The 22,963-nt window shown below is 46.1% G+C and carries 20 protein-coding genes; 8 read left to right on the top strand and 12 right to left on the bottom strand.

The window, feature by feature from the left end:
- Nucleotide 1: 1 nt before the first annotated feature.
- The 9 genes from IC571_RS00545 to IC571_RS00505 all read right to left on the bottom strand — a co-directional run bounded on the left by IC571_RS00545 (nt 2) and on the right by IC571_RS00505 (nt 13,135).
- Nucleotides 2–601, bottom strand: a complete 600-nt coding sequence (locus tag IC571_RS00545) for a phospholipid-binding protein MlaC (RefSeq protein ID WP_371742902.1) — start codon at nt 599–601, stop codon at nt 2–4.
- 115 nt (nt 602–716) lie between these two features.
- Nucleotides 717–1,445: a VacJ family lipoprotein gene (locus IC571_RS00540; protein WP_251373437.1), complete on the bottom strand. Its 729-nt coding sequence runs from the start codon at nt 1,443–1,445 to the stop codon at nt 717–719.
- Nucleotides 1,446–1,474: 29 nt separating this feature from the next.
- Entirely contained in the window at nt 1,475–1,957 is a 483-nt protein-coding gene (mlaD, locus tag IC571_RS00535) for an outer membrane lipid asymmetry maintenance protein MlaD (RefSeq protein ID WP_215316721.1), read from the bottom strand.
- Nucleotides 1,958–1,978: 21 nt separating this feature from the next.
- On the bottom strand, nt 1,979–2,767 hold the full coding sequence (mlaE, locus tag IC571_RS00530) for a lipid asymmetry maintenance ABC transporter permease subunit MlaE (protein ID WP_215316719.1): 789 nt from the start codon (nt 2,765–2,767) through the stop codon (nt 1,979–1,981).
- Nucleotides 2,768–2,778: 11 nt separating this feature from the next.
- A complete protein-coding gene (locus IC571_RS00525) occupies nt 2,779–3,627 on the bottom strand; it encodes an ABC transporter ATP-binding protein (RefSeq protein ID WP_215316717.1) in 849 nt (282 codons plus the stop codon).
- Nucleotides 3,628–3,636: 9 nt separating this feature from the next.
- Nucleotides 3,637–5,100, bottom strand: a complete 1,464-nt coding sequence (locus tag IC571_RS00520) for a glutamate synthase subunit beta (protein WP_215316715.1) — start codon at nt 5,098–5,100, stop codon at nt 3,637–3,639.
- A 51-nt stretch (nt 5,101–5,151) separates the two neighbouring features.
- Nucleotides 5,152–9,897, bottom strand: coding sequence for a glutamate synthase-related protein (locus IC571_RS00515; protein ID WP_215316713.1), 4,746 nt, complete (start codon nt 9,895–9,897; stop codon nt 5,152–5,154).
- A 184-nt stretch (nt 9,898–10,081) separates the two neighbouring features.
- Entirely contained in the window at nt 10,082–10,786 is a 705-nt protein-coding gene (locus IC571_RS00510) for a transposase (protein ID WP_215316712.1), read from the bottom strand.
- A gap of 12 nt (nt 10,787–10,798) precedes the next feature.
- Nucleotides 10,799–13,135, bottom strand: a complete 2,337-nt coding sequence (locus tag IC571_RS00505) for a penicillin-binding protein 1A (protein WP_215316710.1) — start codon at nt 13,133–13,135, stop codon at nt 10,799–10,801.
- A 120-nt stretch (nt 13,136–13,255) separates the two neighbouring features.
- Between IC571_RS00505 and IC571_RS00500 the strand changes: the two genes are divergently transcribed.
- The 4 genes from IC571_RS00500 to aroB are packed head-to-tail and all read left to right on the top strand — an operon-like array spanning nt 13,256 to nt 16,685.
- A complete protein-coding gene (locus tag IC571_RS00500; RefSeq protein WP_215316708.1) occupies nt 13,256–13,960 on the top strand; it encodes a hypothetical protein in 705 nt (234 codons plus the stop codon).
- Nucleotides 13,957–15,057, top strand: a complete 1,101-nt coding sequence (locus IC571_RS00495; RefSeq protein ID WP_251373435.1) for a secretin and TonB N-terminal domain-containing protein — start codon at nt 13,957–13,959, stop codon at nt 15,055–15,057. Before IC571_RS00500 ends, IC571_RS00495 begins: the two co-directional genes overlap by 4 nt.
- A gap of 51 nt (nt 15,058–15,108) precedes the next feature.
- The gene (locus tag IC571_RS00490) at nt 15,109–15,594 is read left to right on the top strand and encodes a shikimate kinase (protein ID WP_251373519.1); all 486 of its coding nucleotides are present in this window, start codon (nt 15,109–15,111) and stop codon (nt 15,592–15,594) included.
- 8 nt (nt 15,595–15,602) lie between these two features.
- Nucleotides 15,603–16,685 carry a 3-dehydroquinate synthase gene (aroB, locus tag IC571_RS00485; protein ID WP_215316705.1) on the top strand — a complete coding sequence of 361 codons (1,083 nt, stop codon included), beginning with the start codon at nt 15,603–15,605 and terminating at the stop codon, nt 16,683–16,685.
- A gap of 10 nt (nt 16,686–16,695) precedes the next feature.
- Here aroB and cyaY read toward each other — a convergent pair whose 3' ends face one another.
- On the bottom strand, nt 16,696–17,127 hold the full coding sequence (cyaY, locus tag IC571_RS00480; RefSeq protein ID WP_251373433.1) for an iron donor protein CyaY: 432 nt from the start codon (nt 17,125–17,127) through the stop codon (nt 16,696–16,698).
- Between cyaY and IC571_RS00475 the strand changes: the two genes are divergently transcribed.
- Nucleotides 17,126–17,329 (top strand): lipoprotein, encoded by a 204-nt coding sequence (locus IC571_RS00475; protein ID WP_215317915.1) that lies wholly within the window; start codon nt 17,126–17,128, stop codon nt 17,327–17,329. The genes cyaY and IC571_RS00475 overlap by 2 nt on opposite strands.
- Entirely contained in the window at nt 17,329–18,627 is a 1,299-nt protein-coding gene (gene lysA / locus IC571_RS00470; RefSeq protein WP_215316704.1) for a diaminopimelate decarboxylase, read from the top strand. Before IC571_RS00475 ends, lysA begins: the two co-directional genes overlap by 1 nt.
- Before the next feature lie 94 nt (nt 18,628–18,721).
- Here the strand turns inward: lysA and IC571_RS00465 are convergent, their stop codons facing one another.
- Entirely contained in the window at nt 18,722–19,453 is a 732-nt protein-coding gene (locus IC571_RS00465) for a cytochrome c (protein ID WP_215316702.1), read from the bottom strand.
- 114 nt (nt 19,454–19,567) lie between these two features.
- On the opposite strand from IC571_RS00465, the gene yihA reads away from it, so the two are divergent.
- Together yihA and hemB are read left to right on the top strand one after the other, a co-directional pair.
- On the top strand, nt 19,568–20,233 hold the full coding sequence (gene yihA, locus IC571_RS00460) for a ribosome biogenesis GTP-binding protein YihA/YsxC (protein WP_215316700.1): 666 nt from the start codon (nt 19,568–19,570) through the stop codon (nt 20,231–20,233).
- On the top strand, nt 20,211–21,239 hold the full coding sequence (hemB, locus tag IC571_RS00455; RefSeq protein ID WP_215316698.1) for a porphobilinogen synthase: 1,029 nt from the start codon (nt 20,211–20,213) through the stop codon (nt 21,237–21,239). The genes yihA and hemB overlap by 23 nt, the downstream gene beginning before the upstream one ends.
- A gap of 43 nt (nt 21,240–21,282) precedes the next feature.
- Here the strand turns inward: hemB and dsbD are convergent, their stop codons facing one another.
- Nucleotides 21,283–22,962 carry a protein-disulfide reductase DsbD gene (dsbD, locus tag IC571_RS00450; RefSeq protein WP_215316696.1) on the bottom strand — a complete coding sequence of 560 codons (1,680 nt, stop codon included), beginning with the start codon at nt 22,960–22,962 and terminating at the stop codon, nt 21,283–21,285.
- Between the last annotated feature and the right edge of the window lies 1 nt (nt 22,963).

Raw genomic sequence — 22,963 nt, 5'->3', positions numbered from 1 at the left:
TTTAGTTTGCAGGCTTAGCGCTTGCTAGCTGTTTATTACGCTCTTGTAAAAACTTCACTAGCCCCTCAATACCATTTTGGCTGATCTGATTGGCAAATTGATTGCGGTAAGCCTCAATTAACCAGACCCCCATGATGTTCATGTCATAAACCTTCCAGCCTTTATCCGTCTTCTCTAGACGGTAATCTAAAGGCACAGGATCACCACGGCCCAGAACAACAGTTTTTACAACCACTTCATTGTCATCGGGTGCGGCACGCAAGGCTTTGAATTGCACCGTCTGTTCACGCAGCTGACTTAATGCACCCGAGTAAGTTCGGATCAATAAGTTTTTAAATTCTGAAGTCAATTGCGCTTGCTGTTCTGCGCTCGCCTTTTTCCAATTTGGGCCCATCGCCATCTCAGTTGTACGGCGCATATCGGTATAGGGAACAATTTTCTTTTCCACTAAATCAACAATCTTTGGAATGCTGCCTTTTTGAATTTCAGGATCAGCCTTTACCGAGGCCATCACATCAGTCACGACCATCTTAATGAGAGCATCAGGAGGTGTTGCTGCATCAGGAGTTTGCGCATGAGATGTCCCCGAAAACAAAAACATAGTTAGGGCAAAAAATAGTGCAATGACTTTAATGTTTTTCATAGAGGCTATCTTTCAACGCGCTTTACTGGGTCTTATTTAACTAGGTCTTATTTTAGACGTTTAAGCGCTGCGCTTACTCATACGGATTTTCATAAGCAGGCATTGGCGGCTCTTCATCATCACGACCCTCGTTGATCTGATACTGGCGCCTCTGGATATAAGCATCTCGCATAAAGCTGTATTTATCAATTGCAGCCCCATCTAATAAATCACCCGCCTCGTAATAGGTATTACGGGCATTCACCACGCGTAGGCCAGTAATACTGTTACGTAAGGCTACGTCCGGAAGCAATCTGAATAAATAATCAGACTCTAAGTCGGCAACCGTTCCAAAGGTATCGCGCACATTGCTTGGTCCAAAGAATGGAAGAACCACATATGGGCCAGCTGGAACGCCCCATACGCCAAGTGTTTGACCCCAATCCTCTTTATGCTTCTCGAGGCCACCAGGGGTAGCTAAATCCAATAAACCGCCAAGCCCCATCGTGGTATTGACAGCAACCCGCATAAAGTCATTGAAAGCATAGCCAGGCTTGCCTTGCAATAGATTGAACAACGCCGTGTAAATATCGTTGTAGTTACTAAAGAAGTTATAAATGCCCTCACGCACAAACTCAGGCAACACAAATCGATATCCAGCAACAACGGGCTTCAGCAGATAAGCATCCAAACCCTCATTGAATTCAAATACGGATCGATTAAATGATTCCCAAGGATCTTGGGGAGAAGGCTCCACTCCAGCAGGAATAGAAGCGCAACCAACTAGTACGGCAGCCATGCAAAGCAAGAGAAAACGTTTCATCTTGTTAATCTGGCCAACTACTAAAAACATTATTTAGCTGCGCTTTTCTCTTGACCGCTATCAGCTGCCTTGTTGTACAAGAACTGACTGATTAAGCTTTCCAGAACGATAGCAGATTGAGTTTGGGTAATTTTTTCGCCATTAGCCAACATATCATCCGACCCGCCAGCCTCAAGGCCGATGTACTGTTCTCCCAAGAGACCTGAAGTCAAAATCTTGGCAGAAGAATCTTTCGGAAACTTATAAGCATCTTCAATCGTCATCACAACGGTTGCTTGATAGGTCTTATCGTCGAATGAAATATTGGCGATACGACCAACCACCACACCCGCACTCTTCACAGGCGCACGGGGTTTTAAGCCGCCGATGTTATCGAAACGCGCAGAGATTTTATAAGTCGGAGCGAATGACACAGCATTCATATTGCCAACTTTCAATGCCAGAAATAATGCAGCCAACAAACCAATGGCTACAAAAATTCCAACCCAGATATCAATTGCGCTTTTTCTCATGAGAGCCCCAGTTTATTCTTTCTAATTCGAGAACATCATTGCGGTTAACAAGAAGTCCAATGCTAAAACCGATAAAGATGAAATCACTACAGTACGGGTTGTTGCCTGTGAAACACCCTCAGGCGTTGGCTTCGCTTCATAACCCTGATACAGAGCAATAAACGTCACTGCCACACCAAATACCAAGCTTTTGATAAGGCCATTTCCGATATCCGAGAACAGATCTACTCCGCCCTGCATCTGAGACCAGAACGCCCCAGAATCGACCCCGATTAATGGAACACCAACAAAGTAGCCGCCCAACACACCCACTGCAGTAAAAATCGTCGCCAAAATCGGCATAGCAATAATGCCTGCCCAGAGCCTTGGCGCAATAACGCGACCCAATGGGTCCACAGCCATCATTTCCATAGCGCTCAACTGTTCCCCGGCCTTCATCAAACCAATCTCTGCAGTTAATGAGGTTCCAGCACGACCAGCAAACAATAAAGCCGTGATGACTGGGCCCAATTCTCGAGTAAGCGATAGGGCAACCAATAAACCCAGCGCCTGTTCAGAGCCATAGCGATTCAAGGTGTAATAACCCTGCAATCCCAAAACAAATCCAACAAATAAACCGGAGACGGCAATGATCACAAAAGAGTGATTACCAACAAACAAAATTTGATCGATTACTAAGCGTGGTCTTTTCAATAAAAACCCAGAACGCCAAATTACTGCTACGAACATTCGCGCAGATAAACCGAGACTGCTTAAATTGCGGCGAATAAAAAATCCAAGGTCGCCAAATAAATTTAGAAGCGAAGTCATTAAATTAGTCATTAAGCCCTCACTCCAAAATCATCTTCCAAGCTTTGCCCTGGATAATGAAAAGGCACAGGACCATCTGGTGCTGCATCCAAAAATTGCCTTACAAAAGGATCTGTTGATCGACTCAGTTCATCCGGCGTACCTTGGGCACCGATTTTTCCATTGGCAATGAAATATACGTAATCTGCGATCTCAAATGTCTCTTCAACATCGTGGGTAACCAATAAACTCGTGGCTCCCAGGGCGCTATTTAAATCCCGAATCAATCTTGCCGTGATTCCCAAAGAGATCGGATCTAGACCGGCAAAGGGCTCGTCATACATGATGAGCGGTGGATCTAATGCAATTGCTCTAGCGAGCGCAACGCGTCTAGCCATGCCACCAGAAATTTGCGATGGCATTAAATCGCGCGCACCACGCAAACCTACAGCATTCAGCTTCATTAACACTAGAGAGCGCAAAAGCTCTTCACTTAAATTGGTGTGTTCACGCAATGGAAATGCGACGTTTTCAAAAACACTTAAGTCGGTGAACAAGGCGCCAAACTGAAAGAGCATACCCATACGACGACGGGCAGCCATTAATTCGTTGCCGCTCATCTTGCCAATATCTTGGCCTTCAAATAACACTTGGCCCGATTGCGCAGAAAACTGACCGCCAATTAAACGCAAAATTGTGGTTTTACCGCAGCCAGAGCCTCCCATCACTGCAACGACTTGCCCACGTCGGAACTCCATATTGAGACCCGACAAAATTTGTCGCTCACCAGGCGCATAGGAAAAGTCGACGTCTTTAATGGAGACGACAACTTCGCCTAGGGATTTACTGATATCCAATGCGCTTGGTTGATGACTATTCATACCCCGACATTATCGGGGTAAAACGGATGACCCCATTAAATACTGGTCTACTGCCTGAGCACATTGACGACCTTCACGAATAGCCCAAACCACTAGAGATTGACCACGACGCATATCGCCAGCAGCAAATACCTTGGGAACATTCGTTTGATAGGCATTTTGACCATCTACAGTCGCTTTTGCATTGCCGCGAGCATCTTTCTCAACGCTAAATGCATTCAATACCTGCTGCACTGGGGAAACAAAGCCCATTGCCAAAAGCACTAAATCAGCCTTGATCTCAAACTCAGAGTTTGGAACTTCTGACATTTTTCCGTCTTTCCATTCCAAACGTACGCCAATCAGTTTTTCAACCTTGCCGTTTTTACCCTCAAAACGTTTTGTTCCTACTGACCAATCGCGATCGCAACCTTCTTCATGAGAGGAAGAAGTGCGCAACTTAGTAGGCCAGTATGGCCAAACCAGTGGCTTGTTCTCGACTTCAGGAGGCTGAGGTAGCAATTCAAACTGAGTGATCTTGGTTGCGCCATGACGATTGGATGTGCCTACGCAATCAGAACCCGTGTCACCACCACCGATCACAATAACGTGTTTATCCGTCGCGCGAATTTCATTCTTAAAGTCACCTGCATTCTCTTTATTTTGTGGAATCAAAAATTCCAAAGCAAAATGAACGCCACTCAATTCACGACCTGGCACAGGAAGATCACGTGGCTGCTCTGCGCCGCCAGTGATTAGCACTGCATCAAAATCTTTCATGAGCTGCTCAGGCGAAACAGTTTTAGTGGAGTAATTTTTTACTTCGGCACCAATCGCTTCTTTACCAACAAAAACGCCGGTTTCAAATTTCACACCTTCGGCTTGCATTTGCTCTACACGGCGATCAATAAGCCCCTTCTCCATCTTGAAGTCGGGAATGCCATAACGGAGTAGGCCGCCAATGCGATCATTCTTTTCAAATACAGTAACGTCGTGGCCAACTCGAGCCAATTGCTGCGCAGCCGCCATACCAGCGGGTCCACCGCCAACAATCGCCACTTTCTTGCCAGTCTTGGTTTTAGATGGTTGCGGCTTAACCCAACCACTTTCCCAGCCCTTATCAATAATGGCATGCTCAATTGACTTAATGCCAACTGGCGCACGATTGATTCCTAAAGTACAAGCGGCTTCACAAGGTGCTGGGCAAATACGGCCAGTAAATTCTGGGAAGTTGTTGGTTGATTGCAAAACATCTAATGCGTTTTTCCAATCACTATGAAAAACCAAGTCATTGAAATCAGGAATGATGTTGTTAACTGGGCATCCGTTATTGCAAAATGGAATACCGCAATCCATACAACGCGCACCCTGAACTTTGGCTTCCTCATCTGTCAGTGCTGCAACAAACTCTTTGTAATGATGGAGACGTTTAGTAGGCGCTTCGTATGTTTCGTCTACGCGCTCAAACTCCATGAATCCAGTGACCTTACCCATATCTAATCCTTAGTATCTTTTCTTAATGTCCGTCTGTATTAGCTCTATTGATTAAGCTGCAACCGTTTTCTTTTGTGACTTTTCCCACAGCTCGCCAAGGGCACGCTTGTACTCAGTTGGGAGAACCTTCACAAAACGAGCGCGGGCATTTTCCCAATCAGCAAGCAGTGCTTTAGCGCGCTCAGAGCCGGTGTAGCGGAAATGACGCTCAATCAAACCTTTCAAGATTTGCTCATCGGTCAAACGCTCACCACCATCTTTAACATCAACAGGGGCATGCCATTCAGACTGAGGCATTTTTGCAATCTGCTCAGCAGAAGGCAGTACTTTTTCTAGACTAGCCATGCTGGTATTGCAACGTTGATTAAACAAACCATCTTCGTCATAGACATAAGCAATACCGCCGCTCATACCTGCTGCAAAGTTACGGCCAGTTGTACCAAGCACCACAACTGTTCCACCAGTCATGTATTCACAACCGTGATCGCCTGTACCTTCAACAACCGTAGTCGCGCCAGAGTTACGAACTGCAAAACGCTCACCAGCAACACCGTTAAAGAAGGCTTCGCCAGCAATCGCACCGTAAAGAACGGTATTACCAACAATGATGTTCTTGGATGTATCACCGCGGAACTCGTGTGGAGCGCGTACGATCACACGACCGCCTGAGATGCCTTTGCCGACATAGTCATTGCCGTCACCCACCAAATCTAAAGTAATGCCGCGAGCTAGGAAAGCTGCAAAGCTTTGACCAGCTGTGCCATTCAACTGAATATGAATAGTGTCGTCTGGCAAACCAGCATGGCCATAACGTTGAGCCACTTCACCGGAAAGCATTGCGCCAACAGTACGATTGACGTTCTTTACAGGAACGATGAAAGATACTTTTTCACCACGCTCAATAGCAGGCTCACTCTTCTCAATCAAAATGTTGTCTAGCGCATTTGCTAAACCATGATCTTGAGTGAGCACTTGGTAGCGCGGAACATCAGCAGCAACCTGAGGCTCAGCAAAAATCTTGCTGAAATCTAAGCCGTGTACTTTCCAGTTCTCAATTCCTTTACGAGTATCAAGGAGGTCAACGCGACCAATCAGGTCATCAAACTTTCTAATTCCGAGTTGCGCCATGATTTCACGAGCTTCTTCAGCAATAAAGAAGAAGAAGTTCACCACATGCTCTGGCTTGCCAGAGAACTTTTTACGTAATTCAGGATCTTGAGTCGCTACGCCTACTGGGCAAGTATTGAGGTGACACTTACGCATCATGATGCAACCCTCAACTACCAATGGAGCCGTTGCAAAACCAAATTCATCTGCACCTAATAAGGCGCCAATCACGACATCGCGACCTGTCTTCATTTGGCCATCAGCCTGAACACGAATACGGCTACGCAAACCATTTAGAACTAAGGTCTGCTGTGTTTCAGCTAAGCCCAGCTCCCATGGGGATCCGGCATGCTTAATAGAAGAGAGCGGGGATGCGCCAGTACCGCCATCGTGACCTGCGATCACAACGTGGTCCGCTTTTGCCTTGGCAACACCAGCAGCAACCGTACCAACACCAACTTCAGACACCAACTTCACAGAAACATCGGATTTTGGATTGACGTTCTTGAGGTCATGAATCAACTGAGCGATATCTTCAATTGAATAAATATCGTGGTGCGGAGGAGGAGAAATCAAACCTACGCCCGGTACAGAGAAACGCAGCTTACCAATGTAGTCAGAAACCTTGCCACCAGGCAATTGACCGCCTTCACCAGGTTTTGCGCCCTGCGCCATCTTGATCTGAATTTGATCTGCTGAACGCAAATACTCAGTAGTCACGCCGAAACGACCAGAAGCAACCTGCTTGATCTTGGAACGCAATGAATCACCATCTTGCAATGGAATATTGGCTTCAACGACATCGTCGCCCAAGATGCTAGCAAGTGTTTCACCCTTCTTGATTGGAATGCCTTTGAGTTCATTGACATAACGATTCGGATCTTCGCCACCCTCACCCGTATTGGACTTGCCGCCAATCCGGTTCATAGCGATTGCCAAAGTTGCGTGGGCTTCAGTAGAGATAGATCCCAAAGACATCGCGCCCGTTGCAAAACGTTTAACGATTTCTTTTGCTGGCTCAACCTCATCCAATGGGATGGCTTTGCTTGGATCAATCTTGAACTCAAACAAGCCGCGCAAAGTCATCTGACGCTTAGTTTGGTCATTGATGATGTTGGCGTACTCTTTATAAGTTTGATATCCCTTCTCTGCACCGATACGAGTGGAGTGCTGCAACTTCGCAATCGTGTCCGGAGTCCACATGTGGTTCTCACCACGAATACGGAATGCATATTCACCACCGGCATCCAACATATTGGTCAATACAGGATCATTACCAAATGCGGCCGTATGCATACGCAAAGCTTCTTCGGCTACTTCAAATACCCCGATACCACCCACATTAGATGGTGTGCCCTTGAAATACTGGTCAATGATGTCGCGATTTAAACCAATCGCTTCAAAGATCTGTGAGCCGGTGTAAGACATGTAAGTAGAGATACCCATTTTGGACATCACTTTTTGCAAACCCTTACCAACGGCTTTCACAAAATTCTTAACTGCTTTCTCACCAGACAAATCGCCCGACAAGCCTTTAGCCATATCGACTAATGTTTCCATTGCGAGGTATGGATGAACTGCTTCAGCACCATAACCAGCCAAGAGAGCAAAGTGGTGAGTCTCACGCGCGCTACCTGTCTCAACCACGAGACCAACGCTAGTACGTAAACCTTTTTGCACTAAATGCTGATGAATAGCTGAGGTTGCCAGTAACGCAGGAATAGCAACGTGCTTCTCGTCAACTTGACGATCGCTCACAATCAAAATGTTGTAGCCAGAACGCACTGCATCCGCGGCTTCTGCGCACAATGATGCTAAACGCGCTTCAATACCTGCTTTACCCCAAGCAGCTGGATAGCAGATATCAAGTTCATAGGAGCGGAACTTGCCATTGGTGTAATGGCCAATATGACGAATCTTGGTGATGTCATCAAAGTCCAAAATAGGCTGACTAACTTCAAGTCGCATTGGCGGATTGATGTTATTGGTGTCTAACAAATTTGGCTTTGGACCAATGAAGGAAACCAAAGACATCACCATGTTTTCACGAATCGGATCAATCGGAGGATTGGTCACCTGTGCAAATAACTGCTTGAAGTAGTTGTACAAAGGTTTGTTCTTATTTGAGAGAACCGCCAATGGGCTGTCGTTGCCCATTGAACCAATGGCCTCTTCACCATTCATAGCCATCGGGGCCATGAGGTACTTGATATCTTCTTGCGTGTAACCAAAAGCCTGCTGACGATCGAGCAACTTAGCGGCAGGACGAATGGTAGTTTTTTCATCCACTAAATCAGCCTTGCTTGCATCCACCTCATCAAGCTTCACGCGTACCGCATCAATCCAACTCTTGTATGGCTTAGCTTTTGACACAGCATTCTTAAGCTCAACATCATCAATGATGCGACCTTGTTCCATATCGATCATGAACATCTTGCCTGGCTGTAAGCGCCATTTTTGGACGATCTTGCTCTCCGGAATTGGTAAGACACCCGCCTCAGATGCCATGATCACCAAATCATCATCAGTAACGTAGTAACGCGCAGGACGTAAACCATTGCGGTCCAAAGTTGCGCCGATCTGACGACCATCAGTAAATGCCATCGCTGCTGGGCCATCCCATGGCTCCATCATGGAAGCATGGTATTCATAGAATGCGCGACGATTGTCATCCATCAATGTGTGCTGTTCCCATGCCTCAGGAATCATCATCATCATGGCTTGCGCCAATGGATAGCCAGACATCACCAACAACTCTAAGCAGTTATCAAAACATGCAGTGTCTGATTGACCTGGATAAATGAGTGGCCACAATTTTTGCAAATCATCGCCAAGCACTGGGGAGCTAATCGCGCCCTCACGTGCATTCACCCAATTGACGTTACCTTTAACGGTATTAATTTCACCGTTGTGCGCAATCATGCGATAAGGGTGGGCAAGTTCCCAAGCAGGGAATGTATTGGTGGAGAAGCGTTGATGCACCAATGCTAACGCAGATACCGTACGAGGATCTTGCAAGTCTTGGTAATAAGCGCCAACTTGGTTAGCTAACAGCAAACCCTTATAAACAATGGTTCGCGCAGACATCGATGCTACGAAATATTCTTTGCCATGTTTGAGATGCAAATCCTGAATCGCATGGCTCGCTGTTTTACGAATCACATACAACTTACGCTCAAGCGCATCAGTTGTCATGATGTCACGACCGCGTCCAATAAAAATTTGGCGGATGAATGGCTCAGTCATTTGCACTGTTGGAGACATCGGCAACTTCACATCAACCGGTACATCTCTCCAACCTAAAACTACTTGACCCTCTAAACGTACTGTGCGCTCCAACTCTTGCTCGCATGCTAAACGTGAAGCATGCTCCTTCGGCAAGAAGATCATGCCAACACCGTACTCACCCAATGGCGGCAATGTGACGCCTTGTTTTGCCATCTCTTCGCGATACAAAGTATCTGGAATCTGAATCAAGATACCTGCACCGTCACCCATTAATGGATCTGCACCAACTGCACCGCGGTGATCCAGGTTTTCCAGAATCTTTAAACCCTGAGAAACGATCTCATGAGACTTTTTACCCTTGATGTGGGCGACAAATCCTACGCCGCAAGCATCATGTTCGTTTTGTGGGTCATACATCCCTTGAGCAACTGGACGCAACTGGGTATTTAATTGAGTAGTCATAGTATTTCTCAGAGGCCAGATAGGCCTGATTACGTTTGGAGGATCAAATATAGGTGAATACCCATACTGATGCAATAGAAATAAAATGACTCTGTCCCATTTATTTATCAGATTAGCGGAACAAATTCTTTTAATTAGGGACAGAGTCAAACTTTAGACCCTGTAGATTAACTCCATTTAATACTTAAGCTACTGAATTTAAAGGAATTGTTTTCTTCGGACGCCCTCTGTGGCGCATTTGAATTAAATCTGGAGAATCCTTGAATAACTTCTTGGCATAGGCATCGCTTACCCAAGGCTTCGATCGAATCAAGGATTCTGTGATTTGGCGATCCTCCCAATGGGGAGCGCCCTCTTTCACAAAACTGGCCCAATTCATCTGGCGCTCAAAAGGAGTGTTTCCCAGCCTCCAAAATTGGGGGTGATCCATAAGCCAAGGTTCTGCATTTCCACCGATATGGGTAGCAAAGCTAGTCCACTTGGAATCTTGGGGGCTGGACTCGTAACCAGCCCTGACAGGATTTAATTCGATATAACGCTGACAGCGCAAAAAATAATCGGGGTCAATTAAAGAGGATCGATATCTGCCTTCCCAAATTGTTCCAGATCGATGATGCTGTTGATTGAAGTATTGAGCATAACGACGGCCTAAAGACTGCATTGTCTTTGCCAGCGAATCATCATTTTGTGGGGTGAGTAATAAATGCACATGATTGGGCATCAATGCAAATGCATGCACCGCGCAAGAAAATTGTCTTGCAGCATCACGTAACCACTCTAAATAAATTCGTCGATCTTCGTCTTTGAAGAAAAGTGTTTCACGATTGTTACCCCGAACCATCACATGCATCGCTTGGCCAGGTATTACAGTACGCGCTTGCCGGGCCATCGTGATTCCGAACTACTGTAGTTCGCGCACTCCGCCATTGGTTGCGAAGTCTGGAACATACCAATCACCATCGAGCTGCGTTACGCCGCTTGGTACTTCGCGAGAGATTTGTGGAACATCTTTTAGTGCTGTACCCATGTAAGAGATCCACATTGGCAGAGCCAAGCCGCCCCCTGTTTCACGATCACCCAAACTAGCGGGCTTATCAAATCCAATCCAAGCAATAGCAACTACTTTAGGGTTATAGCCAGCAAACCAAGCGTCATGAGATTCATTAGTGGTACCGGTTTTACCAGCAATGTCTGAGCGACCTAGCTTTCCACGGGCACTTGCTGCGGTACCTGTCTTCGTTACCTCTTGCAACATGCTATCCATTACAAATGCTGTACGCGCATCCAATACGCGAGGCGCACCATCACCAACACTCGCAGGTTTTGCCTCGAACAATACGGCACCTTTTGAATCTACCATTTTGTCAATTAAGAAAGGATCGACACGATATCCGCCATTAGCAAACACGCTGTATGCAGAAGCCATCTGCAATGGCGTTACCGAACCCGCACCCAAAGCCATAGTTAAGTAGGGCGGATGTTTTTCAGGTTCAAAACCAAAACGCTGAATATATTCTTGAGCATATGAAGGGCCAATGGCACGAATAATGCGAACAGAAACCAAATTCTTGGATTTCGCTAATGCGTTACGCAAACGCATCATGCCGTCATATTTACCATCGTAGTTTTTTGGCTCCCAAGCTTGGCTGCCTGTCTCCAGACTACCAATTGATAATGGCGCATCGTTGACCATAGTGCTAGGTGTAAAGCCTTTTTCAATTGCAGCCGCATAGATGAACGGCTTAAATGAAGAGCCTGGCTGACGCAGCGCTTGCGTAACGTGATTAAATTGATTGCGACGGAAATCAAAGCCACCCACCAAAGAAAGTATCGCGCCCGTCTCGGGGTTCATGGAAACAAACGCGGCTTCAACTTGAGGCAGTTGCGCTAATTTCCAAACGCCACCATCAGACAGCAATCTCACTACCGCACCAGGACGTAGACGTTTTTTGGGCTGTGTACTGTCAGTGATCGATGCTGCTGCCAACTTCATGCCATCGCCCTTAATGGTGATGGTGTCACCAGTAGCAATCATGACTTGCATCTCTTTTGGCTTTACATCTAAAACCACCCCAGACTGTAAATCGTCTAACTGTGGATAAGCCAATAGCGCTTCATCAATTGCTCGTTGACGCTTTACTGGATCTTCTGGCAAATCAATAAAACCTTCTGGCCCACGGTAGGCGTGGCGCAGGTCATATTCAAAGATTCCGCGACGAACCGCCTTATAAGCGGCGTCTTGATCCGCTTTTAGGATGGTCGTATAAACGTCGATTCCTTGCGAATAGATCGCTTCACCATATTGACTAAAAAGTAATTGACGAACCATTTCAGCGGGGAAGTCTGCGCGAACTGCAAATTCATTACCGAGCCCACGAATATGCAATTCTTCTGCCATGGCCTTTTGATACTCATCGGTACTGATGTACCCAAGATCACGCATACGCTGCAAGATATATTCCTGACGGACTTTAGCGCGCTTGAAATTGCTTACCGGGTTGTAAGCCGAAGGAGCTTTAGGCAAACCCGCCAACATCGCAGACTCAGCGATCGTAATGTCTTTTAACTCTTTACCAAAATAAATTTGCGCTGCGCTAGAAAATCCAAATGCTCGCTGACCCAAGAAAATCTGGTTCATGTAGATTTCGAGAATCTTGTCTTTCGTTAGTTGCGATTCAATTTCCCAAGCCAGCAGTACTTCATAAATTTTTCGACTGAAAGTCTTCTCATTGCTTAAGAAAAAATTACGCGCAACCTGCATCGTGATCGTGGATGCACCCTGAGATATGTGCCCACGTAGGTTGGTGGCTGCGGCCCTCAAAATGCCCACATAGTCCACTCCACCATGAGAGTAAAAACGGTCATCTTCAATCGCCAATACCGCGTTACGCATTCTTAGCGGAATCTCATTTAGCGGAATGACTTTACGACGCTCTTCACCAAACTCACCGATCAATACCTTATCTGCGGTATACACTCGAAGTGGTGTTTTTGGCTTGTAATCAGTTAAAGCAGAAATTTTTGGCAAATTGGGTTTCGCTACCAAAAATGCGTAACCGAATAGCAGCGTCACCACGAAAGCTACTGCAACACCAATAATGAGCAACGCCTTCATCAAGGGGCTACCGGATGACTGTCGCGGTGAACCTGGATTTACTCCAGGTTGACGAGGGCGTCTATCGGGCGGACGTATGGGACGTCGATTAGGCGTCGGCTTGTCTTTTGGGGGAATCGCCATAAGTTCAAATTATAGGGTGCTTAGCTGATTTCTATAAAACATCTAAAACCTGAGTTTTCTTACAAACCATTCGGCTTAGTCCGATGTTTTTGCTAGCCACCAATTTTCACAATAAAGGGCATGCCAGCTCGAAAAATCTCCCCACAATCTTTTGATGACATTCTGAGCGAGCTTGGCGATGACCCTGCCATCCCAGACCCCCATGGAATTCGTAAATCGAATAGCCCCAATAATCCCAATCGCCCTGAATGGGCTGATATGGCCTCTCCCCAGAAGTCCAAAATTCAGCTCAATTTTCAAGACCAAATCCCGCATCTTGAAAGCTTGAAAAGGGTCGGTTTGTTTATAGGGGCTGGGGGGCTGCTTATTGCTTCAGCAGTCGCACTATTTTTGACCTTTAACCCAACCGGCCCCATACAGGACCCTAGCCTTGAAGAGTCCAAACAAGACATTGCCGAATTGAAAAAGGAGCTGGCTTTATTGCGAGAGGAAATGCTGGATTCTGAGGATGGCATATATGAGGCAATAGAATTAATAGAAGTGAGCATTCACTCATTAGAGAAAATAAAGACACAGCCTGTCCTCAAAGCCAAGCCTCCTACCATCCCTTTTGAGTCCGAAGTGCGTCGCTGGCGCTATTTGGGAGTTAGTCAAATGGGAAACTCACATCGCGCCTTTTTCCATAACGGCAAGACCACTTTGATGATTGAAATCGGAGGGCTTTTGCTTGGGGATTGGAGACTCAGCAATGCGGATAAGGAGGCAGCCACCATCAACCACCCCCAGGGCAAATCCCTCACTCTGAAAACTGCGATTTCTGAATGATCTTCAAATCCAAAATCGCCGCTTTATGGGCCACTTTCTTGATGGGTTACTTAGTCACCCCAGTTGCTGGATCGACAGCCACAAACCCAAATCCGCAGACTCCAATTAGCCTGCACTTTTCGGATATCGAATTAACTGAACTTTTGCAAATTTTGGCAAAGCTAGGTGGCACCAATTTTTTATTAAGCGATTCCATTAAAGGCAAGATCACAGTAGATCTTCAAAATACACCTTGGCAAACAGCCCTTCACTCCATTTTGGCTAGCCGTGGTTTACGCATCATTCGCAATGGTGACATTTATTGGATTGGCCCTCATGCAGAAATACTGGCATTTCAGAAATTTCGTCGTGAGGATGCGGCGCTTCCTTTTGGTGGCGACCATATCAATAGCCCTAGACAGATTCTGATTGAGGCGCGCATTGTGGAGGCAGATGAACGCTTTGCTCGCGAGCTTGGAACCAAACTTCATCATCAGGCTAATTCAATCAATAACAATCCTGAAAATAAAATTAGTAGCAATTTCAACCTATCTGGCTCGGGCTTAAATGGCTTTAATCCTGCCGCAGTAGCGGCTACCCTGGTATCTAAAAACGCAAGCCGTCTTTTGCAACTGGAGCTATCAGCGCTGGAATCTGAGGGTCAAGGAAAGATTCTGTCAAATCCCCGCATCATGACCGGGGATCAAGTGAAAGCAACTATTGAACAAGGCACAGAACTGCCCTACCAAACCACATCACAAAATGGCAGCAAACTGCAATTTCGGAAAGCCAATCTTCGCTTAGAAGTTTTGCCCAAGATTCACCCAGATGGAAAAATCTCCTTACTAGTGGGGATCAATAAAGACACGATTGGCATGAAAACAGAGCAAGGGTATGCCATCGATACTAAAAGCCTAAGCTCTGAAGTCACTGTTGAGAATGGAGGCACTGCCATTATTGGGGGCATCTTCCAAACCACTGAAAGAGAAGATGAGGTCAAAGTCCCCTTATTGGGAGATATCCCCCTTCTTGGCTATTTATTTCGCCATAAATCTAAATTACAAGACAAAACTGAACTCCTAGTCTTCCTAACCCCTACCGTCCTCGATAAACCCTAATAAAATCGAGAGGTGAACTCTACGACAAACAATATCTTTCTAATCGGCCTCATGGGCGCCGGAAAGTCGACCGTCGGTAAAGTCCTCGCCAAAAAATTAGGTCGCCGTTTTTTAGACGCAGATCATGTGATTGAAGAGCGTTGTGGCGTCAAAATTCCCGTGATCTTTGAAATGGAAGGTGAAGAAGGCTTTCGCAAACGCGAAGCTCAAGCCATCCGAGAAATCACAAACGAAAACAATATTGTTTTAGCGACTGGTGGTGGAGCAGTGCTACTTCCCGAAAATCGCAAAGCGCTCCGCGAACAAGGCACGGTTATTTATCTTCACGCTAATCCAATCGAGCTATGGCATCGCACCAAAGGCAGTGAAGGACGTCCCTTGCTACGCAATGGTGATGCTAAAAAAATTCTAGAGAACTTATATGCAATTCGCGACCCCTTATATCGAGAAATTGCAGATCATGTGATTGAAACTGGTAAGCCCAGCGTCAACCAACTGGTTAATACACTTATCATGCAGCTTGAACTTTCCGCTTGAACACAATCATGAAAACACTTGAAGTAGATCTTGGTAATCGTAGCTATCCCATATATATCGGTGCTGACTTAATTGATCAACCCGATCTATTTAAAGCCTGCGAAAAATCGAGCTCCATCTTCATTGTTAGCAATACTACTGTTGCGCCTTTGTATGCGCAGCGTCTCACCAAAACGCTAGAGACCTTTGGCAAGACAGTCAGAACAATTGTTTTGCCTGATGGCGAGTCTTATAAAGACTGGAAAAATCTTCAGCTTATTTTTGATGATCTTCTGAAATTTGGTGCCGATAGACAAACGATGCTGGTTGCACTGGGTGGTGGTGTCATTGGTGATATGACAGGTTTTGCGGCAGCAAGCTTCATGCGTGGCGTTCGTTTCATTCAAGTGCCAACTACCCTTTTGGCTCAAGTAGATTCTTCTGTTGGTGGCAAAACAGGCATCAATCACCCATTGGGTAAAAATATGATTGGCGCCTTTCATCAGCCCGTCGCTGTCATTGCTGACCTGAATACATTAAAGACGCTTCCTGCCAGGGAGCTTTCTGCAGGATTGGCTGAAGTCATCAAGCATGGCGCAATAGCCGATGCCAAGTTTTTGGATTGGATTGAGGCCAATGCAAAATCACTGTTGGCATGCGATACCGATGCAATGAGCCATGCAGTTTTACGTTCATGCGAAATTAAATCTGCAGTAGTGTCGGCCGATGAGCGAGAAGGCGGCATTCGCGCAACCCTAAACTTTGGCCACACATTTGGTCATGCCATTGAAGCGGGTATGGGCTATGGTGAATGGTTGCATGGTGAAGCAGTTGGCTGTGGCATGGTACTAGGCGCTGATTTATCTTGTCGACTTAATTACATCAGCAAAGCAGAAGCAGAGCATCTGACAAAAATTATTCAGTCCATGAATCTTCCGATTGTTCCTCCAAAATTTGGTGGGAAACGTTATCTCGAATTGATGCAAGTCGATAAGAAAACCGAGAGCGGTCAAATTCGCTATGTTGTTCTAGAGAAAATCGGCAAAGCCCAAATTCAGGGTGTGCCAGATGCTCAGGTTCTTGAAACTTTGACTGCTACAGGGGCTGCTTAAGCCCCCTTTGCTAGGATTTGATCAACTGAATTTTGACTGGCTGACCAGCTTGCACGCTAGCAAATTCAGAAAGATCACTTAGCAACTCTTTACCCGTTTTGGTATCGAGCCACACTGGTTGAGCAACAGTACCGGCCCAACGATAGTGATAACCACCGGATTTTGCGGCTACCCAGATCTCATGCAAAGGCGGTTGTGTATTGACCACAATGACGCTTTTATCCCGAAAACGAATATTGATGACGTTGCCACCTTGGCGCTCAACATCAAGATCTAAATCGAGCTCATCATCAGCCGCCTCTAAAGCCACCTCAATAGAGTGCAACAATTGCGCGCCCAGCTGGTGAAACTGCTTGTCATCAATGGCTTCTACATTCGAGCTATTTGCATTCATAAAAAGGGCCTGCGTGCTATATTCAATCATTCGTTTAGAGACATTCATGATAGCGATTCTTTATAGAACCCTTGGTATTGCCATCCTAATACCCCTTATTGGATGTGGGGTTAGAGGGCCTTTGTATATGCCAAATGTGCCACCGGCACCAACTGCGCCAACAGAGCCAGAACCTAAAGGCAAGCTCTATCCACCGCAAACCACAACGACTGCACCAGCAAGCAATAACAACCCCTCATCGGCTAATTAATGACAAGCAACACACTTTCACTTCCTCGCTTATCTGGTTTTACAGAGCGTAATGGCACTTGGTATGCCGAAGATATTGCTTTAGCAGATTTGGCAAAAGAATTTGGCACCCCGCTATATGTATATAGCAAAAAAGCGCTGACTGAAGCCTACCAAGCGTATGACAAAGCCTGTGTTGATTTACAAGGTAAACGTCGTGCTCGTGTTCATTACGCCATGAAAGCCAATAGCAATTTAGCAGTCATTAACTGCTTCAAAGAACTCGGTGCTGGTTTTGATTTAGTCAGCGGCGGCGAGTTGGCGCGCGCCCTAGCCATTGGCGCAGATCCCAAGAGCCTTGTATTTGCTGGGGTTGGCAAATCCGCAGCTGAAATTGCTGCTGCCCTTAAAGCAGGCGTCAAATGTATCAATGTGGAATCCATTGCAGAGCTACACAAAATTAATCGTGTTGCTACTGAGCTTGGACTACGCGCACCAATTTCTCTACGCGTTAATCCAGATGTAGATGCGCAAACCCACCCATACATCTCTACAGGATTGAAGGGAAATAAATTCGGTATCGCGTATCACGAAGTTTTAAAAACCTATCGTGAAGCATCGCTACTTTCTCAAATTGATGTGGTTGGTATTGATTGCCATATTGGTTCTCAAATCACCACAACCGCACCTTACTTAGATGCGCTCGATAAAGTACTAGATCTGGTTGAGCAACTCAAAAAAGAAGGTATTGTGATTCACCATCTCGATTTAGGTGGTGGCCTCGGCATTGCCTATAGCGATGAAACTCCGCCTGACATTACGGAATTCACCAACACTCTTTTAAACCGTGTAACAGAGCGTGGCTTTGGACATCTGGATATCGTTTTAGAGCCCGGCAGATCTTTGGTGGGTAACGCAGGCGTTCTGCTGACAACCGTGGAATACCTCAAGCCTGGAGCGGAAAAGAACTTTTGTATTGTGGATGCGGCCATGACTGAACTCATGCGTCCAGCCCTGTATGAGGCACATCATGGCATCGTTCCAGTTCAGGCAAAACAAACAAAGGGCCTGAAATATGACGTAGTTGGTCCAGTATGCGAATCTGGTGACTGGCTTGGTAGAGATCGTCAGCTTGCAGTTGATGAAGGCGATCTACTAGCAATCCTTTCTGCTGGAGCTTATGGGTTTGTCATGGCATCAAATTACAACACCCGCCCCAAGCCTGCGGAGATCATGGTTGATGGTAAGAATGCTTATGTCATTCGTGCTCGTGAGAAAACCCAAGATCTCTTTGCAGGCGAAAGCGTCCTACCTAAATAATTTTTTGGTTTTGATTCATTAGAAATGAACAAATAAAAACCCCGCTAGATCAGCGGGGTTTTGTTTTTGATTGCTGCTTATTACTGCTTATTTTTTAATGTAAGCCTGCGATGTAATCAGACACTGCTTTCATTTCCTGATCAGACATCTTGGTGGCAATCGTAGTCATCATTGGACCATTCTTACGTGTACCGTTACTAAAGGCAACTAGCTGGGCATATGAATAATCAGCCCACTGACCGCCTAGACGTGGGTATTGGGCAGGAATGCCTGCACCGTTAGGACTATGACAAGCAGCACAAGCAGGAACGCCTTTTGCAGCAATGCCACCACGGTAAATGCTTTGACCTAATTCAATTGTGTCTTTGTTTTGAGCAACACCTTGTGAAACAGGTTGCTTTACCAAGAATGCAGAAATATTTTGCATATCTTGTTCTGTCAAAGTAGCAGCCATACCCATCATGACTGGATTTGCGCGAGTACCTTCTTTGAAGTTTTTCAATTGCTTGGTTGTGTAAGCAGCATGCTGAGCAGATAACTTAGGCCAAGTAGCGGTAGCGCTTTGACCCTTAGGCCCGTGGCAAGTCAAGCAAGCAGTCACGCCACGGCTAGCATCTCCATTGGAATACAGAGCTTCGCCAGCAGCAGGATCAGCCTTAGGCTTTCCTGGTACCGCAGGTTTTGCTTCAGCCGCAGGAGCTGCAGCAACTGGAGCGGCATCATTTGCAATTGCTACTCCAGAAATGCCAATCAAGGCGAAAATAGAGAGGGCTGCAAAACCAGCGCGCAAGCTAGTGAATTTGGAGATTTGGGAGGTTTGACGCATTATGTTTACCTTGGCAAAAATTCCTAAAAGTGTTTGGGCCCTACTTTTACAACCTTTTACCCAACACCATGAGATATTTCATGATTTTGCGTGATTTTACAATAGCTTCTAGACATGTCTAAACTCTTTCAAGCCCGATTCGCCACCACAGTCAATGACACCCATTGCCTGCCTGCCGCGCCCCTGAGGGAGGTAGCATTTGCTGGCCGCTCAAATGCGGGCAAATCTAGCGCAATTAACGTCCTGTGCAACCAAAAAAGGCTCGCTTTTGCCAGTAAAACCCCAGGTCGTACCCAACACATCAATTATTTTGGCCTTTTCTCAAAAGACGAGCTTTTGGCTTATTTAGTGGACTTGCCAGGATATGGCTATGCAGCAGTCAATCACGAGACCAAATACCACTGGAACGCCTTGCTGAGCGACTATCTCCAAGAGCGCGAGCAATTGGTTGGCATGATCCTCATTGTGGATTCCAGACGTGGCCTCACCGATTTAGACGAGCAAATGATTCAATGGTTCGTACCAACCGGCAAACCTATTCATGTCTTATTAAGTAAGTGCGACAAACTCAACAAAAGCGAATGCAAGCACGCGTTAGAAGCGGTTCGTAAACAACTTCAACAATACGATCCAGCATTGCCCGACGGCACCAGAGAATCAAAGCAGCTTACGGCACAATTATTTTCAAGCACTAAGCGTATCGGCCTAGAAGAGGCAGATAATCTCATTATTCAATGGCTATTTGAACCGCAAACTCATGAAGATCAAATCCCAAGTTAACGCTTTGCTCAGCTTCCCCAATCACCGCCCTCGCCGTATGCGTCGCGACGACTGGTCTCGCCGACTCATGCAAGAGAATGCTGTTTTTGCAAATGATTTGATTTATCCCGTCTTCTTGTTAGAGGGCAAAGGCAAGTCTGAAGCTGTTGCTTCTATGCCAGGGGTGAACCGCCTTTCATTGGACCTGCTCATGCCGGTCGCGCAAGAGTGTGTTGATTTAGGTATTCCGGTTCTAGCGCTCTTTCCTGTCATTGATGCTTCACTAAAAACACCAGACGGCAAAGAAGCCTTTAACCCCAATGGCTTGATCCCAAATGCAGTGCGTGAACTTAAAAAGCATTTTCCTAATTTAGGAATCATGACGGATGTTGCACTTGATCCTTATACAAGTCACGGTCAAGATGGTGTTCTGGATGAACAAGGACGCATTCTGAATGATGAGACTACTGCCATCCTAGTTAAGCAAGCAATTGCACAAGCGCAAGCAGGTGTAGATATTGTTGCGCCTTCAGACATGATGGATGGTCGGATTGGAAAAATACGTGATGCACTTGAAGAGCAGGGTTTGATTCACACACGCATCATGGCTTATTCAGCTAAATACGCGTCCGCTTTTTATGGGCCATTTAGAGATGCGGTTGGCTCAGCAAAAAATCTTGGCAAGGCCGATAAAAAAACCTATCAAATGGACTGCGCCAATGGCGACGAGGCTTTGCGGGAGGTTGCTCTGGACATTGGCGAAGGCGCCGATATGGTCATGGTCAAGCCTGGCATGCCCTATTTGGATATCGTGCGTCGAGTGCGCGAAAAGTTTGATTACCCTACCTTTGCCTACCAAGTCAGCGGTGAATACGCCATGCTCAAAGCAGCAGCTCAAAACGGCTGGCTCGATCACGACGCTGTCATGATGGAATCACTGCTTGCATTTAAGCGTGCTGGCGCTGATGGTGTACTGACTTATTTCGCACTAGAAGCAGCACGTTTAATAAAAGCAAACAGCAAATAACTCTTATTTATTTGCTGTTGTTTCTGTTTTCTTGCTGGTTTTCTTACTGCGTTTTAATCACTTGCTTTAAGCGGTCAATGAAACGCTGTGGTGCCATATAGCCAATCACCCTTTGGTCTTGTTGTTCTTCTGATTCTTGATTAAAGAACAAAATTCCGGGGGGGCCATATAAGCCAAATTTCTTAAGTAATGCCTGGTTCTCAGGGCTATTCGCAGTGACATCGGCCTGAACTAAAACCACCTGCATTAATTGCTTACTGACCTCTGGATTTGCGAATGTATTCACTTCCATTTCTTTACAACTGATACACCAGTCGGCATAGAAATCGAGCATGACAAACTTCTTATCTTGTTTTGCTTTTATTAATTGAGCGTCGAGCTCTGCAGACGAATGCACCACAACAAAAGACAAGCCCCCTACTTGGCGAATGCTTTGGCCATTGCTTATTTTGGTAAGTGCGCCGGCATCATTTCTTTGCATTAAGGGTGAAGCTATCCATGCTGCGGTTGCCACCAGCAAAACACCGAGGGTGCGCTGGAGCCACACCATCCAGATACCGGTTGAGGGAATCAAAATACGCGCTTCAATTGCAATAAAAAACAATGGCAAGCCCATGCCGAGAGCCATTACAAAGAGCAGACTTGCACCAAGACTCATTGAGCCTGTTTGAGCAATAAAGGCCAAAACTCCCGCCAATGGGGCAGTAATACAAGGGCTAGCGACTAAGGTAGAAATACCGCCCAAGGCAAAAGCACCAAAGACGCTACCCCCTTTTTGACGCCCCGCAAGACGATCGATATGCTGATGCCAAGCTTGGGGTAAACGCAGGTCATAAAGGCCAAATAGGCTGCCCGATAAGGCTAGCAGCAAGACTGCAAAGGCAATTAGGGCAATGGGACTTTGCAAGATGCGCTGGACGCTTCCGCCAAGAGCCGCCATCAACACCCCTGCCAGCGCATATACCAAGGCCATACCAAAAACATAAGCCAATGCCAAAACGCTGGCACGTCCCTTCGATATTGCTCTGCCATCTTGTACACCAAATATCACGCTAGAAAGAATTGGTAGCATTGGCAATACGCAAGGCGTAAAAGCTAAAGCAAGTCCTAAAACAAAGAAGGCTAAAAATAAATACTTGGTAGAGGCGCCCTCTAAAAACCGGCCGATCGCATTCACATCATCCCGCTCGCGCCACAAATCACTCAGAGTGAATTCTGTAGATGGAGAAACTTGTCGCTGTGTTTGCGCGTCGAGTTCTTCTGGAATTGGAGCAACCTTAACGCCAGGGCCTGAGAGTAAAAATTTCAAGGTCATTGGCGGATAACATATGCCAGCTTCAGCACAACCCTGCAGCGTTACTTCCAAATGAATTGGTTTGCTTGGATTTACTTTTGTATCTACAAGTACCAAAAAAGGCTCTTTGTAGACTTGCAGTTTTTTTCCAAATGTTTCATCAAACTTTTCAACACCCGGTGGGAGTGAAGGCCTTATATTGTCTAGCTTTGCCGTCTTTTGCCCTATCTGAAACTTCAGAGACTCTTGATAGATGTAATAGCCTTTAGCAGGCAAAAACTCAATTTCAATTTGATTGGAATTTTCCAACCAATTAGCCTCTACCCGAAACGCTTTTTCAGGAGGCAAAAATTCTGGGGCTGCAAACAGTTGAGTGGATGCGAGCAATAGGAGCGCGAGAACTCTTGTAAGCATTGAACGCAATTTCATG

Origin of the sequence: Polynucleobacter sp. MWH-UH2A, from assembly GCF_018687195.1 — a bacterium.
GTDB lineage: Bacteria > Pseudomonadota > Gammaproteobacteria > Burkholderiales > Burkholderiaceae > Polynucleobacter.
This window is presented reverse-complemented; position numbering and strand designations above follow the sequence as displayed.